Source organism: Mesobacillus jeotgali, assembly GCF_900166585.1.
Taxonomy (GTDB): domain Bacteria; phylum Bacillota; class Bacilli; order Bacillales; family Cytobacillaceae; genus Mesobacillus; species Mesobacillus jeotgali_A.
Genome location: NZ_FVZC01000009.1, coordinates 1,253,619 through 1,271,265, shown reverse-complemented (window position 1 = coordinate 1,271,265; position 17,647 = coordinate 1,253,619). Strand labels below are relative to the sequence as shown.

General features: G+C 44.6%; 16 protein-coding genes. 1 reads left to right on the top strand and 15 read right to left on the bottom strand.

Going from position 1 to position 17,647, the window contains the following annotated elements:
- Positions 1-34: 34 nt before the first annotated feature.
- The 13 genes from B5X77_RS16445 to B5X77_RS16385 all read right to left on the bottom strand — a co-directional run bounded on the left by B5X77_RS16445 (position 35) and on the right by B5X77_RS16385 (position 13,661).
- The gene (locus tag B5X77_RS16445) at positions 35-1,711 is read right to left on the bottom strand and encodes a long-chain fatty acid--CoA ligase (protein WP_079509027.1); all 1,677 of its coding nucleotides are present in this window, start codon (positions 1,709-1,711) and stop codon (positions 35-37) included.
- 22 nt (positions 1,712-1,733) lie between these two features.
- Entirely contained in the window at positions 1,734-3,452 is a 1,719-nt protein-coding gene (locus tag B5X77_RS23420) for an alpha/beta hydrolase fold domain-containing protein (RefSeq protein WP_176167353.1), read from the bottom strand.
- 5 nt (positions 3,453-3,457) lie between these two features.
- Positions 3,458-4,516, bottom strand: a complete 1,059-nt coding sequence (locus tag B5X77_RS16435) for a phosphotransferase family protein (RefSeq protein WP_079509026.1) — start codon at positions 4,514-4,516, stop codon at positions 3,458-3,460.
- Between the two features lie 25 nt (positions 4,517-4,541).
- Positions 4,542-5,711, bottom strand: a complete 1,170-nt coding sequence (locus tag B5X77_RS16430; protein ID WP_079509025.1) for a thiolase family protein — start codon at positions 5,709-5,711, stop codon at positions 4,542-4,544.
- 15 nt (positions 5,712-5,726) lie between these two features.
- The gene (locus B5X77_RS16425) at positions 5,727-6,500 is read right to left on the bottom strand and encodes an SDR family oxidoreductase (RefSeq protein WP_079509024.1); all 774 of its coding nucleotides are present in this window, start codon (positions 6,498-6,500) and stop codon (positions 5,727-5,729) included.
- Positions 6,501-6,512: 12 nt separating this feature from the next.
- The gene (locus B5X77_RS16420; protein ID WP_079509023.1) at positions 6,513-7,718 is read right to left on the bottom strand and encodes an acyl-CoA dehydrogenase family protein; all 1,206 of its coding nucleotides are present in this window, start codon (positions 7,716-7,718) and stop codon (positions 6,513-6,515) included.
- A 55-nt stretch (positions 7,719-7,773) separates the two neighbouring features.
- On the bottom strand, positions 7,774-8,916 hold the full coding sequence (locus B5X77_RS16415; protein WP_079509022.1) for an acyl-CoA dehydrogenase family protein: 1,143 nt from the start codon (positions 8,914-8,916) through the stop codon (positions 7,774-7,776).
- Between the two features lie 435 nt (positions 8,917-9,351).
- Entirely contained in the window at positions 9,352-9,759 is a 408-nt protein-coding gene (locus tag B5X77_RS16410) for a MaoC/PaaZ C-terminal domain-containing protein (protein ID WP_079509021.1), read from the bottom strand.
- Positions 9,756-10,205, bottom strand: a complete 450-nt coding sequence (locus tag B5X77_RS16405) for a MaoC family dehydratase N-terminal domain-containing protein (protein WP_079510270.1) — start codon at positions 10,203-10,205, stop codon at positions 9,756-9,758. Before B5X77_RS16405 ends, B5X77_RS16410 begins: the two co-directional genes overlap by 4 nt.
- Positions 10,206-10,222: 17 nt before the next feature.
- A complete protein-coding gene (locus tag B5X77_RS16400) occupies positions 10,223-10,987 on the bottom strand; it encodes a beta-ketoacyl-ACP reductase (RefSeq protein ID WP_079509020.1) in 765 nt (254 codons plus the stop codon).
- Between the two features lie 40 nt (positions 10,988-11,027).
- Positions 11,028-12,203: an acyl-CoA dehydrogenase family protein gene (locus B5X77_RS16395; protein ID WP_079509019.1), complete on the bottom strand. Its 1,176-nt coding sequence runs from the start codon at positions 12,201-12,203 to the stop codon at positions 11,028-11,030.
- Between the two features lie 167 nt (positions 12,204-12,370).
- Positions 12,371-12,682 (bottom strand): DUF3892 domain-containing protein, encoded by a 312-nt coding sequence (locus B5X77_RS16390; RefSeq protein WP_079509018.1) that lies wholly within the window; start codon positions 12,680-12,682, stop codon positions 12,371-12,373.
- A gap of 79 nt (positions 12,683-12,761) precedes the next feature.
- Positions 12,762-13,661 (bottom strand): superoxide dismutase, encoded by a 900-nt coding sequence (locus tag B5X77_RS16385; RefSeq protein WP_079509017.1) that lies wholly within the window; start codon positions 13,659-13,661, stop codon positions 12,762-12,764.
- A gap of 154 nt (positions 13,662-13,815) precedes the next feature.
- On the opposite strand from B5X77_RS16385, the gene B5X77_RS16380 reads away from it, so the two are divergent.
- Positions 13,816-14,865, top strand: coding sequence for a M42 family metallopeptidase (locus B5X77_RS16380; protein WP_079509016.1), 1,050 nt, complete (start codon positions 13,816-13,818; stop codon positions 14,863-14,865).
- A 269-nt stretch (positions 14,866-15,134) separates the two neighbouring features.
- Here B5X77_RS16380 and B5X77_RS16375 read toward each other — a convergent pair whose 3' ends face one another.
- Together B5X77_RS16375 and B5X77_RS16370 are read right to left on the bottom strand one after the other, a co-directional pair.
- Positions 15,135-16,349, bottom strand: a complete 1,215-nt coding sequence (locus B5X77_RS16375; protein WP_079510269.1) for an acyl-CoA dehydrogenase family protein — start codon at positions 16,347-16,349, stop codon at positions 15,135-15,137.
- Positions 16,350-16,412: 63 nt separating this feature from the next.
- Positions 16,413-17,627: an iron-containing alcohol dehydrogenase gene (locus B5X77_RS16370; RefSeq protein ID WP_079509015.1), complete on the bottom strand. Its 1,215-nt coding sequence runs from the start codon at positions 17,625-17,627 to the stop codon at positions 16,413-16,415.
- Positions 17,628-17,647 lie beyond the last annotated feature (20 nt).

Sequence of the window (17,647 nt, the reverse complement as noted above, 5' to 3'; positions counted from 1 at the left end):
TCCTTAAAATTTGATAGCTGCAGTGACGGAGTTTTTACCTTACTTGTTTTTCAGCTTTCTCCCTCTCTTCCTCCTGAAGCTTCCGCCAGAGGATTTTTCCGCTGCTTGTCATTGGGAATTGCTTCCTGAATTCAACCTCGCGAGGATATTTGTAGGCCGCCATATGCTGTTTGGACCATTCGATTATTTCTTCTTCACTGATACTTCCCTCAAACCCATCGTTTAAAATTACAAATGCCTTGACCGATTCGCCTCTTCTAGGATCCGGTATGCCAACAACTACTGCCTGCTGGATTGCCGGATGCTTATAAAGATAAGATTCTACCTCCGTAGGCCAAACCTTGTATCCTGATGCATTTATCATCCTTTTCACGCGGTCGACCATAAAGTAGTACCCTTCCTCATCATATCTTCCAATATCACCTGTTCTGAAGAACCTTTTGCCTTCTAATTCAATAAAGGAACTTCTGTTTTCATCCTCCCTGTTGTAATAGCCGACCATGACTTGAGGCCCATTCACGATAATTTCGCCTGCTTCACCAGCACCCAGTTCCTTTCCAGTGCTCGGTTCAATCACCCTCGCATCGACATCAAAGGACGGAATGCCAAGACATTGCATTTTTGGACGGTCTGGCGGATTGAAATGTGTTTGGGCAATTGTTTCGGAAAGGCCATAGCCTTCTACAAACCTAAGACCTGTCAAATTGTACAATTTTTCTCCAACCGCTTCTGGAAGTGCGGCGCCACCGCCAGAAATAGAGGTTAGTGTAGAGATATCTTCCGGGTTTAGCTTTGGATTTGCCAGGAAATCGACGATCATCGTGGCAATTGCTACCCAATGAGTACAGCCCTGCGATTTAATCAACTCGACCGCTGCCTCTCGATTCCATCTTGTCATCAAGACCATCGTACTGCCGGAAAAGATTGGCATATGCATGCTGTGTACCATACCAGTTACATGGAATAATGGCAGTGTAGTCAGATGCACTGCACTAGTAGTGGAACTTGACCAGTGATAGGCACCGATTGTATTTGCCTGAACTGTCCGGTTAGTGTGCATACACCCTTTTGGCAGCCCTGTTGTCCCTGATGTGTAAGGAAGCACAACCAGGTCATCAGCTTTTGTCGTATGGGCACCTGCTTCATATTTTGCGGAAATGGCTTCGCTCCAGTGAAAATGTCCCGGTTGCCCGTATACTACTTTGGCTGCTTCGACCTCTGGAGGAACAATGCCTCTTAAATTTTCCCCTTTGTAATCTGAATAAGCTGCAATGACGACATTCTTTAAAGGTGTAGTACCAATGAGCGGCTCTACTTTATCATAGAGCTCCTGGCCAACCAGTGCTGAGGTGATACTGCAATCCTTGATATAAAAACTAAGTTCGTCTGCAGTAAGCATTGGATTGATGGGCACAACGATAGCATCAGCCCTGGATATTGCGTAAAAACCAATGACAAACTGGGGAGAATTTTGCATGAATAAAAGAACTCTATCCCCTTTGGCAACGCCAAGTTTTTGCTGAAGGAAACCTGCAAGCATATTTACATCTTCATCAAGCTCCCTATAGGATAGCGCTTTTCCATAGTAATAGATTGCGTTCTGGTCCGGATACCGCTCAGCACTGACTTTCAAATTTTCATAGAGTGATGTTTCCGGCAAGGTGAGTGATTTAGAGATTTTCGGCCAATGATCATAATGAAGATTAGGCATTGGATATTCCCCCTGAAAATTATTATTCAACCGGTTTAAGCGAACTTCTCTTCTTGAAGGCTGCAGCAGCATCTTTGATAGCTTGTTTTCCATCTGGCAAGTGTTCAGTCATACCGAGAAAACCGTGAAGCATGCCGGGTGCGCAAACATATTGTGTCTCTACACCCGCATTTTTAAGTTTCGTGGCAAAACTCTCTCCGCCATCACATAATGGGTCAAGCTCCGCTGTCAGGATATATGCTGGCGGCAAAAGAGGCGTTATCTCATCAGGTATTAGCATAGGCGCGGCCAGGGGGTTTTGTGTATCTTCAATTGAGTTCAGGTATTGTTCGCGGAACCAGGTCATTGTAGACTTTGTCAAATAGTAGCCTTCCCCGAATTTTTCATATGATGGCGTATATTCAAAGCCAGTAGACGGGTAAAACAACATCTGGTATGCGATCGAAGTTGTCTTTCTTTGGACAGCTAGGTAACAAACTGCTGCTGCAAGGTTTCCCCCTGCACTATCTCCCGCCACAGCGATAAAGTCTTCATCAATGTTCAAATCAGCAGCGTTTTCAAACACCCATTTGGCAGCTAAATAGGAATCTTCAACGGCAACTGGAAATTTGCTTTCTGGAGCGAGACTGTAATCCACCGAGACGACTATACAGTTTGCTTCGCAGGACAATGTATGGCAAAGGGCATCATGAGTATCGATATTGCCGATCACCCAGCCGCCTCCATGGTAATAGACGATAGCTGGGAGCTTTGACCCTTTTGCATCCTCTGGTGCATAAATCCTTATATTGATTTCATCCTTGTATCCAGGGATTCTGCGATTCTGAGTTTTTGCGAGTTTCTCGGCTTTACTCATTTGTTTTGCAGATAGTTCAAAACCTTTCCTTGCTTCGGTAAGCGGCAGTTGTTCCAATGGCGGCACAGGATTTTTTGCTAAGGCTTCAAGTAATGCTTTAACTTCGGGTTTTAATGACATCCAGTCATCTCCTTTTTTGTAAACGTTATCATCCGCAAGTGCAATAATTCTTTTTTTATCAATCAGCATAGGGACTTGTGAAAATATATTTTCCTGTGACACAAATTCAATTTCCCTGCTAAAACTATGTTTACTAAGCATCCGGCCGACTCTCGAAGCTTTTAATATATCAACACTGTTTTGAGTGTGGGCATGGTAGAAACTGTGTGCAGCATAAGCAGAATCTGTCAGGAAAAACTCCATGTCACATTGCTTGATCAGGCAGTCAATGAAGCATCCGGCCCCGTGAAAATCCTCTACATTGAACTCATTGGATGAGCCAGAGCAGACGACTACAATGGTTTCCCCTCGATAATCTTTTAAAATATGATTAGCAACTGCCTGGCAGTTCATCAGGGATGCTGCATAGACAGCATTCGCATCTGCAGAATTCTTTAGTGCAACAGTTCCGTTCGTGGTAGACAGAATGACGGACTTACCCTCGATTTTTTTCCTTAATTCCAGAGGGTTTGGTGAGAGAAACCCATCGATTGTTTTCCCCTGATATTCTCCAACAAGGACATAACTGTCATTTTCCATGCCAGCCGCTTCTTGTTGTGCCGCTTTTCCATCCAGGACAGGAATCACTTCTTTAGCTCCGAATTCCAGTGCTGATGTAATTGTAGAAGTAGCCAGGAGTACGTCGAAAACGACAGCAATTTTGTTGTCAGCCATCTTTTTCTTATCGATGTCTTCCTTTTTCAGCAAAAGGTGAATTTTCATCATGTTCTTCAACCCTTCTTCCCTGCTGTGTATAACGAATATTGGATCAAGCTGCTGACAAACTGGTCAAGGTGCGCAAATCGGCTATCCTTTGTCTGACCCTTCTTCCATCTGTAATAAATTTGCTGGCAAATGACGGCAAGCTTGAAATATGCAAAGGTTTGATAAAAATTCATATTATCCAGATTCCTGCCGCTTTTGTTTGCATACAGATCCATGAATTCTTCACGAGTCATAAAACCAGGTGCCACTGTTACAGGCGGCTTGCCCATTCCTCTTTTTAACAGGTCAGAATCATCTGGCTCAATCCAGTAGCTCATGGCGACTCCCAAATCGGCAAGCGGGTCACCGACTGTGGTCATCTCCCAATCAAATAGGCCGACCATTTGTGTCAATTCTTTATTGAACATGGAGTTATTCAGTTTATAATCATAATGGATGATTGCTGGCGTTTCAGATTCTGACACATTCTTCATCATCCATTGCTTAAGCTGCTCCACACCATCGACAATGTCTGTTTCCGCCCGCTCATAACGGCGGATCCAGCCAATGACTTGCCGTTCCATGAACCCTGCAGGTTTGGTCATTTCGGCTAGCTTTGTCTTTTTATAATCAATACTGTGCAGCTCAGCCAGATGTTCGACCATCGTTACTGATAAGGTTCTGCACATCTCTTCTGTAGGTGTTATACCTTCAGGAAAGTCAGTATCAAGGACAATACCATGCTTTCTTTCCATGACAAAGAATGGGCTGCCGATCACAGTTTCATCTGCAAACAAATAAGGTTTTGGAGCAGCCGCGAAGTGAGGGCTGATTTCTTTAAGTATCTTGTACTCCCTTTCCATATCGTGAGCTTTTGGAGCTACAGGACCGAGCGGCGGACGTCTTAAGACCGCTTCCCATTCACCTATCTTCAGCTGGTAGGTTAAATTTGATTTTCCAAAGCTGAATTGTTCGATTGTCAAATTATCCTCAGGAAGATTCAGTAAGTGCTCCCTTAAGTACTTTTCGATGACCGCTGTATCCAGTTCTTCTCCATGCCTGATTGGAATCGTATCAGAAGCCATAAGTGCATTCCCCCTTTTGGAAAAATCATTCCCGTTCGATAATTGTGGCAATACCCTGTCCGCCGCCGATACAGGCAGTAATAAGGGCATAACGTCCTCCTCTTCTTTCAAGCTCATATACAGCCTTAGTGACGAGGATTGCTCCTGTAGCACCAAGGGGATGACCATGGGCTATCGCCCCGCCATTTACATTCACTTTATCCATATCCATGTTCAGCTCCCGATTGCAGGCAATGACCTGGGCAGCGAAAGCCTCGTTTATTTCAATAATGTCCATGTCCTCCATTTTCAGGCCGGACTTCTGAAGAACTTTTCTAACCGCAGGAACCGGTCCGATGCCCATGATATTCGGATCGACCCCAGCTACAGAGGATTCCCTAATGATTGCCAATGGTGCCAAACCTAATTCCTGGGCTTTCTCTCTGGACATGATAACTAGTGCAGCTGCACCATCATTCAATCCCGAGCTGCTGCCGGCAGTAACCGACCCTCCCTGTAAAAAGGCTGGCGGAAGCTTGGTTAGCGCTTCTAATGTTGTTTGCGGCCTCGGGTGTTCATCCTTTTTAAAAATGAAGGAATCTCCTTTTCGGACTGGGATCGTGATGGGAACGATTTGGTCGTCGAAACGTCCCCCAGCCATTGCAGCAGACATTTTTTGCTGACTGGACAGCGCAAATTCGTCCTGCTCTTCTCTTGTGATCGAATATTTTTCCACCAGATTTTCCGCAGTGATGCCCATTGGCGGATCGCCGATTTCCTTGGGCGAGAGTTGGGACTTCCTAAAGCTTGGCGGTACTGGGCTGTATGGTTTTTCAGGTTTATCCATTAAATAAGGTGCCCTGCTCATACTCTCGATTCCGCCAGCAATATATACGTCACCAGCACCTGAACGGATTGCCTGGGCAGCGAGATTGACAGCGTTGATTCCAGACCCGCACTGCCGATCGATGGTCAAGCCAGGCAATTCTTGTGAAAAGCCGGTTTGAAGAGCTGTCAGACGGGCAATGTTCCCGCCTCCGCTGATGACATTACCCATAATGACATCTTCAATCATTTCTGGCTGGACGTTTGCCCTCCTGATCGCTTCTTTTATTACTTCCGCACCAAATACATGTGCAGGGACAGATGCAAGCGCTCCACCCTGCCTGCCAATTGCTGTCCTGACTGCAGATACGATTACGGCATCTCTCTTCAAAGCTGCATCCCCCTTTTAAAGCACATGTGTTCCTCCATCTACAACAATTACGTCACCAGTAATATAGTCAGATGCCGGTGCCGCCAGGAATACAGCGACGCCCTTAAGGTCGGTATCAGAACCGAATTTCCTTAATGGCGTTCCTTCCAGTATTGACTGACCGCCTTTTTCCAGCAGTCCTTTCGACATCTTCGTTGGGAAGAATCCAGGGGCAATGGCATTCACATAAATGCCGCGCGGCCCCCATTTAGCCGCCAAATCCTTTGTAAATGTAATGACAGCCCCCTTGCTGGCGTTATAGCCAATCGCATCCATCACTTTTGGATTGGATCCTTTCAGGCCAGCAACCGACGCAATATTAATGATTTTGCCTGCCCCTTGCTCAAGCATGACTTTCCCTGCAGCCTGGGACATTAAGAAGGTGCCAGTAACATTGACATTCATGACTTTTTGCCATGCTTCTAGAGGCATCTCTTCCGCAGGCGCCCCCCAGGATGCCCCGCTGTTATTGACAAGGATGTCAATCCGCCCGAATTTCTCTAAGGTTTTTTGAACTACGTTTTTCACGTCTTCTTGATTGGTGATGTCACACCTTAACGCTAAAGATTCTACCCCTGATTCTTTCAGTTTCTGGCTTACTTCCTCACAGGCTTCCACTCGTCTCGAACAAACGACGACATTGGCTCCAGCTTCAGCAAAACCTACAGCGATTTGTTCCCCAAGTCCCCGGCCGCCACCTGTAACAATCGCTACTTTTCCTCTGAGTGAAAATAAATCTGATACATGCATTAATGCTCCTCCTTACATATATTTTTTAAGTTCATAGCGTGCAATTGCTCGTTTGTGTACCTCATCTGGTCCGTCAGCTAAACGAAGGGTCCGGATATTTGCCCATGAGGCTGCAAGTGTGAAATCATCGCTTACACCAGCTGCGCCAAAAGCCTGAATCGCCCTGTCAATAATTTTTAACGCCATATTTGGTGCCACGACCTTAATCATTGCAATTTCTGCTTTCGCTTCTTTGTTTCCGACAGTATCCATCATGAAGGCTGCCTTCAAAGTCAAAAGTCTGGCCTGTTCAATATCTATTCTTGCTTCCGCGATCCATTCCTGGATGACACCTTGTTCCGCAAGCTTTTTACCGAAGGCTTCTCTTCCAAGAACCCTTTTGGACAATTCTTCAAGCGCCCGTTCCGCAGCACCGATCGTTCTCATGCAATGATGGATCCTGCCAGGACCCAGGCGTCCCTGGGCAATCGCAAATCCTTTGCCCTTGTCCCAAAGCATATTGGAAGCAGGTACTCTTACATTCTTGTATTCTATTTCGGCATGGCCATGGGGAGCATGATCATAACCAAAGACTGGCAGGATCCTTTTGATGGTGACTCCTGGTGTATCCAGCGGAACGAGAATCATAGATTGCTGCTCATGCTTCTGGGCATCAGGGTCATTTTTCCCCATCACAATCGCGATCTTGCAGCGTGGATCCCCAGCCCCCGAAGACCACCATTTCTTTCCGTTAATGACATACTCATCACCATCACGGATGATGCTTGCCTGGATGTTGGTCGCATCAGATGAAGCAACATCTGGTTCTGTCATCGAAAAGCATGACCGAATTTCTCCGCTCAGGAGCGGTTTTAGCCATTGTTCCTTCTGTGCTTCTGTTCCGTAACGTACAAGTACTTCCATATTGCCTGTATCAGGCGCAGCACAGTTGAACACCTCTGGGGCGATACTTGATCTGCCCATGATTTCACAGAGAGGAGCATATTCCAAATTGGTAAGACCTTCACCATATTCGCTTTCAGGCAAAAATAGATTCCAAAGACCTTTTTCTTTTGCCTTTTCCTTTAGTTCTTCCATGATTGGAGGTACTTTTGAAAAGGGGGCGTTTTTGTCGATTTGCTCTTTATACACCTGTTCATTTGGATAAATGAATTCATCCATGAACGCTGACAGCCTGGCCTGGTATTTTTTGACCTTTTCAGAGTGATTAAAATCCATCCTTGCCACCTCTTTCTTTTCATTTTGCATACTGACTAGTAGGTATGCCGATATCCTAATATTCCTTTTCAAGCTGTGCGGCTATGATATTTTTCTGGATTTCAGACGTTCCTTCATAGATTCTTGTTATCCGTGCATCCCTGAAAAATCTTTCTACTGGATAATCCGATATATAACCAAGCCCTCCGTGGATTTGTACCGCTTTATCCGCGACCCGATTGTATACTTCTGAGCCATAAAGCTTTAACATGGCAGCTTCCTTGATCACCTTTTTGCCCGAATCAACCATCCAGGCAACCCGGTATGTAAATGAGCGGAGCGCTTCGATTTCCACTGCCATCTCAGCGAGCATATGGCTAACCGCCTGGTGCCTTATGATTGGTTCCCCGAATTGGATTCTCTCTTTTGCATAGGCAACAGACATGTCGAGAAGCTTCTGGCAGGATCCAAGATTGCGAGACGCAAGTCCTGCCCTTCCGTTAGCCAGGATTTTCAAAGCATTCACATAACCCTGTCCCTCTGCTCCAAGAACATTCTCAACAGGGACCTCGCAATCTTCGAAAACCAATTCAGCTGAGTGCGAGCCTCGCAGCCCCATCTTCTTTTCGACTTTGCCAAGCTTGAACCCGGGGAAATCCTTTTCAACAATGAAGGAAGTGATCCCTTTTGCCCCTTTTTCTGCTGTCACCGCCATTACTGTGAAAACACTTGCGTCTAAAGCATTAGTGATATAATGCTTTAAACCATTCAGTACGTATTTATCTCCTCTTTTAACGGCGGTCGTCTTGAGGTTCGCTGCATTAGACCCGGCATCAGGCTCAGTAAGAGCGAATGCACCGATCTTTTCACCAGCTGCCATAGCAGGCAAATATTTCTGTTTTTGCTGCTCGTTGCCCATCTCCACTATGCCAACCGTGCCGATCCCAGTGTGGGCACCTATTAAAGTTGTGTAGCCATTGTGTGTCTGGCCGATTTCCTCATAAAGAGCACATTTTTCAACCATGCCAATTCCTAGTCCGCCGTATTCCTCCGGTATGCTGAGTCCAAACAAACCCATTTCTTTGGAAAGTTCTATGATTTTGCGAGGAATTTCATCTTCTTCTTCGATTTGCATCGCAACAGGCTCGACTTCCGTCTGGATAAAATCACGGACATTCTTCTTTAACGCCAATAAATCTTCATCAAAATCAAAATTCACCTTTGTTGGACACCTCGTTCCTGGGAAATCTCTAGTTTTTAACAAGGCAAGTGTGACTAGCTGCGTAGAAGGGCAGATAGTCGGGAAAATCCGTCTTTTTTCTTGAACCAGACGATATATTACTGAACCTTCGTTATTCATTCCTTAAAAATAAACCTATTTTCCTTAAAATCTATTTATTTTTCAAAATAAGGATGAACCTATAGTAATAAACCCAGCAATTTTTTGCCGGGTTTTATTTTTATTAGGCTCTTTTCTCAAACTTTGTTGCTATTGATGACAAAATAGGATGGAATTGCCTAAGTTTCTGCACAAAATGAACGCTTCTGAAGAGAAAAGAGCTTGCCAACTTAGTACCGACCTACAAAATGGCTATAATCACGTTAAAATCGGCTTTAGGATTTTAACAACAATCTTTACGAAAACAGCCTTTTATTAAGAAGCATACCGGTGGTATAGCACATCTCCCTTAATGACCTCATTGCCATTCTGATTGACAGCTTGAACACGAAAGCGAAGGAGATTGTCATTTTCCTCTGCAAGTTCAGCCTTTAGGGTGACAACATCATTAAGGAATACCATCCCTTTGAAGCGGATCCTATAGTCCTGAATGAACCCTTCATTGTAAAAATCAGTAAACAGTTTCGCCAGGTTGCCCATTGTCCACATTCCGTGCGCGATAATCCCCGGCAGGCCGGCTTTTTTCGCCTCATCATCAATAGTGTGGATTGGGTTGTAATCTCCAGACGCACCTGCGTATTTAATTAAAGTGATTCGATCGACCGGGTCCAGCTGGATTTCCTTAAGTGAGTCGCCAATTTTCAATTCTGCCAATTTACTCATCCGATCAACACCTTCCTTACCGCTTCTGTAATAATGACGGTTTGGGTGGAGGCAAAAACCACATTTCCCATTTCGTCTTCACCGAAGCTTTCTAATACAAGGAATCCCATTTCTCCCTGAGTGCCTTTCTTCTCAAAATAGTTTTTAACCACCGAATAGCATGTAATTTCTTCACCTACTAGTAACGGGCGCTCATAATGGTAGGTTTGTTCACCATGGATCAAGCCCTTATTAGGGAGGTTCAATCCGTCGATTGTCCCATAGTCAAAAACCCTTGGGAAAGTCGGAGGAGCAATATTTCTTTTGTATCTGGATTTTTTGCCCGTTTCCTCGTCAACGAAAATAGGATGCAAATCACCGATGGCTTCGGCAAATTTTTTGACAGCACCGCGCTCTACAATGTTTTTCACCTTATTCGATTGCTTGCCAATATGCTCCTGAAACACTGGCTGCTCACCTCTCATTAATTTTTAGGTCCGCCCGCAACGTAAATCACTTGTCCGTTTACAAAGGACGATTTTTCATCGGCAAAGAAAGCGACTGCATTGGCAATATCCTCAGGCTTTCCGCTTCTTCCGACAGGGATGCTTGCCACACTGTGCTTAATCAGATCATCAAAAGCAATGCCGATTCGAGCGGCCGTTTCCTTTGTCATTTCGGTTTCAATGAACCCTGGTGCTACTGAATTCGCTGTAATCCCATAACGTCCAAGTTCAATCGCAAGTGTCTTTGTGAAACCCTGTAATCCTGCTTTGGCTGCTGCATAGTTCGCCTGTCCTCTGTTTCCTAAGGCTGATGTAGAAGAAATGTTAATAATACGTCCATATTTCTTTTCCACCATATACTTTTGTGCGGCCCTGGATGCATTGAATGAACCCTTAAGATGGACATCCATGACTGTTTGCCAGTCAGAGTCGGTCATTTTAAAAAGAAGATTGTCGCGAATGACGCCAGCATTATTCACTAAAATATCCACAGAGCCGAAAGTGTCATTCACCTCTTTAAATGCCTGTTCAACTTGCTCCGCGTCGGTAACATTCGCTACCTTGGAATATACTTCATATCCTTTTTCTTTCAGCTCATTTGTTGTTTCTGCCAAAGCCTCTTCATTTAAATCGATAAATGCCACCTTTGCTCCTTCTTCCGCAAAAAGCTGGACAATTCCTTTACCGATTCCCCGGCTGCCTCCTGTCACGAAAGCCACTCGGCCATCAAATCTACCCATCATGATTCCTCCCTTTCTAGTAAACTGTTAACGCTTACAATACTTATACAAACTGGCCGATTTTGACATGTCCTTTTAAAAGATCTCTTGCAATAATCATGCGCTGAATTTCATCCGTCCCGTCGTAAATCCTCCAAAGCCTGGCTTCCCGATACCATCGTTCAATCGGCAATTCCCTGGTATAGCCCATTCCGCCGTGGATTTGCATGACCCGGTCCACTACACGATTCCCCATGTTAGAGCCATACAATTTTGCCATCGATGCCATGTGCCTGTTATCTTCGCCAGCATCCAGAGTATACGCGGCATTCAATACAAGCCATCTTGCCGCTTCAATCTCCACCGCTGAGTCTGCAATCATCCATTGGATGGCTTGTCTTTCTGCAATCGGCTTGCCAAAAGTGATGCGCTCTTTAGAATAATCAATCGCCATTTGCAGCAGGCGCTCAGCGGCTCCAATTGCCCTTGCTCCAACAACCCATCTGGCAAATCCGATCCATTCAAGTCCCAATTTGTAACCGCCATCGACTTCGCCAAGAATGTTCTCTTCAGGAACGCGGACATTATCAAATACCAGGCCGGCCGGACCCCACTCGCCCATCGTATGTATATACTCTGACTTCCAGCCCATATCGCGGTCAACAATAAAGCAGGTTACACCATCACGGCCGGTGGCACGATGTTTTTCTTTATCTGTAATGGCAATAACCATAACGAAGTCTGCTTCATTCCCGCCTGTTATAAATGTCTTTTCACCATTGAGAATCCACTCATTTCCGTCCTTGACAGCGGTCATTTTTATGTTCCGTGTATCAGATCCAGCTCCTGGCTCTGTCATCGCAAAGCATGATTTTTTCTCTCCGTCGATGGTTGGGATTAAATATTTCTGCTTCTGTTCTTCATTTCCGTAGTAAAGGATATTATCTGCAGAACCACCGAATTGGAAAGGGACAAAAGTCTTGGAAACTTCCATCAAGACAATCGCCATCATCATTTGGCCAAGATCCGCGCCGCCATATTGTTCAGGAGTATTGATTCCCCAGAAGCCAGCTTCCTTTGCTTTTAATTGCAGTTCTTTTAGTTTACCGGGCGGGAGGCTTGGCCGTCCTTCTCGTTCATTTCGCAATACATCATTTTCAAGTGGTATCAATTCTTTTTCAACGAATCGTCGGATTGTCTTCTGCACCATTTTTTGTTCTTCTGTTAAACGTAAATGCATGCATTTCACTCCCTATCTTATTTTTATAATTTTCTTAGCTATTAATATATATGCGGACACCTGTTTTACATACCTACCGGTTGGTATGTTAATTTTAATTTTAGATTGAAATTTCTGAAAAATCAAGTTTTTTTCATTTGAAATAAAAAAGCAGGGACAACTCCCTGCTAAAATTCAGGCAAATGATCAAGATTGTTTTCCTTGATTCCGTCTGGTTCGCTCCTGAGGATATCGCGTCCATACTTATGGAAGACGTCAACATGAGCGAGATTTCCCGCTTTTGCCTCTGTTAGAGCTGTAATATAATCCAGCTCCCTGCCGCTTTCCGTTTTAAAGGCAATCAAGTCCCCATCGTCATTTTTCCTGACTGCGACAATTTGTTCTTTCCCCGTCTGTGCTGTATTAGCTTCCATTTCCGCCTGGTTTTTGCTTTGATCCTTGTATTCGTTGTAAATCTGGTCAAAATCTTTGCTCTCCATAAAATCACCTCCCGAACATATGTTTAGTCTTTGCTAAAAGGAGGCTTTTATGTAAAGAAGAGCGACTTAACAGTCACTCCTAAAATGGCTGCCAAGCTAAAGTCCTGGCTTTATTAAACCGTTGCTCAACCTCTTTCCAATTGACAATGTTCCACCAGTTCTCAATATACTTCGCACGCTCGTTTTTATATTGAAGATAATAGGCATGCTCCCAGACATCCAAAACGAGAAGCGGCACTACATCCCATTGTGTTAAATTTTGATGCTTTTCTGCCTGCAGAATTTCAAGTCGGTGGGAGCGTGGTGACCAGACAAGAATTGCCCAACCCACAGCTTCGACATTTTTTGCAGCCTCAGTAAAGTGTTTTTTAAATGACTCAAAATTCCCGAATGTATCATTGATTGCTTTGCCTAGCTGTCCTTTAGGTGTTCCACCGCCATTCGGTGTCATGATACTCCAGAAAATCGTATGGAGATAGTGCCCAGAACCGTGAAAAGCCGCTTCCCTTTCCCAATGTTTAATCAAGCTGAAATCACCTGTCTGCCTTGCTCTTTGCATTTCTTTCTCAGCTTTATTCAAACCGTCTACATAACTTTGGTGGTGCTTTGAATGATGAAGTCTCATGATTTCTTTATCTATGACAGGTTCGAGAGCATTGTAAGCATATGGCAAGGGCGGCAGTTTGTGGCCGCCAATAGGCACAGGCTGGAGACTTTGTGGTTGCTGGCGGTCATCTTCCAGTCCTGCACGATTCAGGTAATCGGCAAGCTTGTCATATAAGTCTCTCGCCTGAACATATAACTCTTCTTCGTCAGAGTAACTTTCTGCTTTTGATTTCAATGACAAAAGACTTTCCTCCCATTGCTTCAGAGCGGTCTCATCTGCTGATTCTCTGATCTGGCCTTTAACGGAAGCCCATTTCGTTTCCATCTCCCTGCACCATCCCAGCAATGAATATTTAAACCAATACCCATTCATTTTTATTTCCTCCTCCCCAAAACTGCATCCATAATCAAAATATGAATAGAGTGGGCAGGTGATTACTTTATTTATTGATAAGTGTTACTTTGCTTCAAGAAAAAAGTTTATAATATGAATTATGCGAAGATTTAAAGATGAGAGGAGTTTTGTCATGGCGTATCAAAATACGGATGAAACATTGAACTTATTAAAGGAACTGGTCAGCATTCCAAGTCCGTCAGGAAATACAAACGAAGTCATTACATATGTGGAAAATTATTTGAAAGAATTACAGGTAGAAACGAAAAGGAATCGTAAAGGCGGGTTAATTGCCACTTTACCCGGGAAAGACCAGCAAAATCACAGAATGCTGACTGCACACGTCGATACTCTTGGTGCTATTGTAAAAGAGATTAAGCCTAGCGGCCGGTTAAAGCTTGATTTGATTGGCGGCTTCAAGTACAACTCAATCGAGGGTGAGTATTGCGAAATTGAGACATCCAGCGGCAAAAAGTTCACTGGAACGATTTTAATGCATCAGACTTCTGTGCACGTCTATAAGGATGCCGGGAAAGCAGAACGCAACCAGGATAATATGGAAGTCCGAATTGATGAAAAAGTAAAAAGCGCTGATGAGGCAAGGGCACTCGGCATTGAGGTTGGCGATTTTGTTTCGTTCGATCCGCGTGTTCAACTTACTCCATCTGGCTATATTAAATCTCGCCATCTTGATGATAAGGCAAGTGTTGCGATCCTGCTGGAGCTAATCAAGCAAGTTAAGTCTGAAACCATTGAATTACCTTATACAACCCATTTCCTGATTTCAAACAACGAGGAAATTGGCTACGGCGGAAACTCAAATATTACACCAGAGACAGTGGAATACCTTGCAGTAGATATGGGTGCCATGGGAGATGGCCAGTCAACAGACGAGTACACCGTATCAATCTGTGTCAAAGATGCAAGCGGTCCATACCATTATGAATTAAGAAAACGGCTGACAAAGCTGGCGATCGACAATGGAATCGGCTATAAGCTGGATATCTATCCATTCTACGGATCTGATGCTTCTGCCGCAATCCGTTCCGGTCACGATATTATTCATGGCCTGATCGGACCAGGAATCGATTCATCTCATGCTTTCGAAAGAACACATAAAGAATCGATCGAAAATACAGCAAAACTGCTATACCACTATGTACAATCGGAAATGATTTTATAATGCAATAAGGTGATTAACTTCTCATTGAAGTAATCACCTTTTTTTAACCTTTACAGTAGTATTTACTAGATTGACCCCTGCCAGCTTAACAGGGGTGTTCCTTTTACCAATATTTCCTTTTGCAACGTTTTCGGAAAAGCTGAGGTTTTTCTTTTACCGAAATAGGCTCCTTCATCGTTTTATGGTAAAAGCAGAGCCGTTCCTTTTATCGAAACTCGCTCGCTTTTGGATTTGCGGTAAAAGGATTCAAAAGTCATGTTAAAATTAATCTATTTCATCGATTCTTCGGTAATCTGTTCAAACGGCCAAGCAGGAAGCATGTTGGAGATTGGTTTGTCGACACGGTATCCTAATGCGTATTCAGCCTGCATGACTGTATGGATTTCTCGTGTCCCTTCATAAATTACCGGTGCTTTGGCATTTCGCAGATATCGCTCAACAGGATACTCGTTGGAAAATCCATAAGCCCCATGGATTTGTACGGCATCATTGGCAGCTTCATAGGCATGGTCGCAAGCCTGCCATTTGGCGAGTGAGGTTTCGCGTGTATTTCTTTTTCCCTGATTTTTCAGCCAGCCTGCACGGTAAACGAGCAATCGAGACTGTACCAGTCCGGCTTCCATTTTGGCAATCATTTGCTGAACAAGCTGATGCCTGCCGATTTCCTTTCCGAAGGTGCTTCGTTCATGACAGTATTTCAAGCTTGCCTCAAGGCTTGCCAAAATTGTTCCGCAGGCCCCCGCTGCTACGGTAAATCGGCCATTGTCCAATGCAGACATGGCGATTTTAAAACCATCACCTTCTTTTCCAAGCAAGTTCTCTTTTGGAACCTTTATATTGTCAAAAAAGATTTCCCCTGTATTTCCTGCCCTTATGCCGAGCTTCCCTTTTATTGCTCTGGAGGAAAATCCATCCCAGTTTCTCTCCACTATAAAAGCTGATATCCCATTATGTTTCTTGCTTTTATCAGTATAGGCGAATACGAGGAAATGGTCAGCAACGTCACATAAGGAAATCCAGGTTTTTGAACCGTTAAGGATATAATGATCCCCTGCATCCCTGGCTGTTGTTTGCATCGCGGCCACATCCGAGCCTGCATTCGGTTCTGTCAGCCCAAACGCTCCAACCTTTTCGCCTTTTGACTGAGGCACTAAATACTTCTGCTTTTGCATCTCATTTCCCCATTGAAGCAAAGTCATGCTGTTGAGGCCGGTGTGAACGGAAACAGCCGTCCTGAAGGCAGTGTCCCCGCGCTCCAGTTCCTCGCAGACAATGGCCAGTGAATTATAGTCCATCCCGCTTCCACCATATTGTTCCGGTATGCAAACACCCATCAGCCCCAGATTGGCAAGTCTCAATAAAATACTCGTTTCGAAATGCTGGTTTTCATCCCATTGTTTTATAAAAGGCATGATTTCCCTGTCAACGAAATTCCTGACCGTTCTTCTTAAAAGCTTTTGCTCTTGAGTAAATGCAAAATCCATCATTGATAATCACTCCGTTATAAAAGAGGGGAAACCACTTTTGGATTCCCCTTTTTTAATATTTTATTTTACAGCAATGGGCACTACCTGCTGGCCCACAGCCTGAATCAGTTCCTTCGGCATTGGGAATGAAACGGCTGCAGGATCTTTCGCAACAGCACCAGCCACGCGCTCCAGATCTTCTTCAGTAAGATTATACTGAGAAAAGTCTGCAGGCAGTCCAGTCTTAACCTGAAGCAGCCTGATTTTCTCAACCACCTTTGCTAGTACCGATTCATTCTCATCATCAGATTGGTATTCCACTCGCAATGCTGACGCCAGTTCTTTTACCTTCGGAAGATACAGGCTTGGCACAAACTCCATGACGACAGGAAGGAATACGGCATTCGCCAGGCCATGCGGAATCCTGAACAGGGCTCCATAGGCATGGGCAAAGTTATGGACCGGAATGGCGTTCAATGCAAAGCTGAATGCTGTGATTCCCATAAGGCTGGCCTGAAGCATTTCCATTCTTGCATTGAGATTGGAGCCATCTGCCACAGCCAGAGGAAGGTTTTTTTCAATAAGCCTGATCGCATGCAGTGCATGGGAATCGGTCAGGGCATTGGCGTTTGGCGATGCGAACGCTTCAATTGCATGTGTCAATGCATCGAAGCCGGTGAATGCAGTGATTGCTGGCGGGAGTCCAACAGTCAAATCAGGATCGAGCACGGCAATATCCGCGCTGATAAAAGAATTGATAATATTCCCTTTCATCTGGATATCTTCATTGAAAATAACAGCAATTGGCGAAACCTCTGAACCGGTACCTGCCGTGGTTGGAATCGCAATGTGCGGAATCGGAATATGTGAAGCCTTTGGGAATTGTTCGAATAAAAAGCCGCCGGGAATGGCTTCTTTAATATCAGTCAATCCTTTATGCAAGGCATACTTCACGCCTTTGACCGTGTCGAGCACGCTGCCGCCTCCGACAGCAAGCAGTCCATCGGCACCAACTTCCCTTGCGTATCGCAGGGCTTCGTTCACAGAACGGCTTTCCGCATCCTGGGCGATATCTACATAAATACCTGCAAGCTCAGGTCCAGTACCTTTGGTTGTCAATTCAAAAATCTGGGCAACCTTTTCAACTACACCTGCTTTTTCAAGTCCCCTGTCGCTAAAAAGAACCACCCTTTTAGCACCCAATCCCTTGAATAGGTCAGGTACCAGTGCCCTTGAATTAGAACCGCTATAGATGGCTGAGCGAAGCGAGAATTGCGATAAAGTTGTCGTTTGCATCCTTTTCACCTCAATAATAT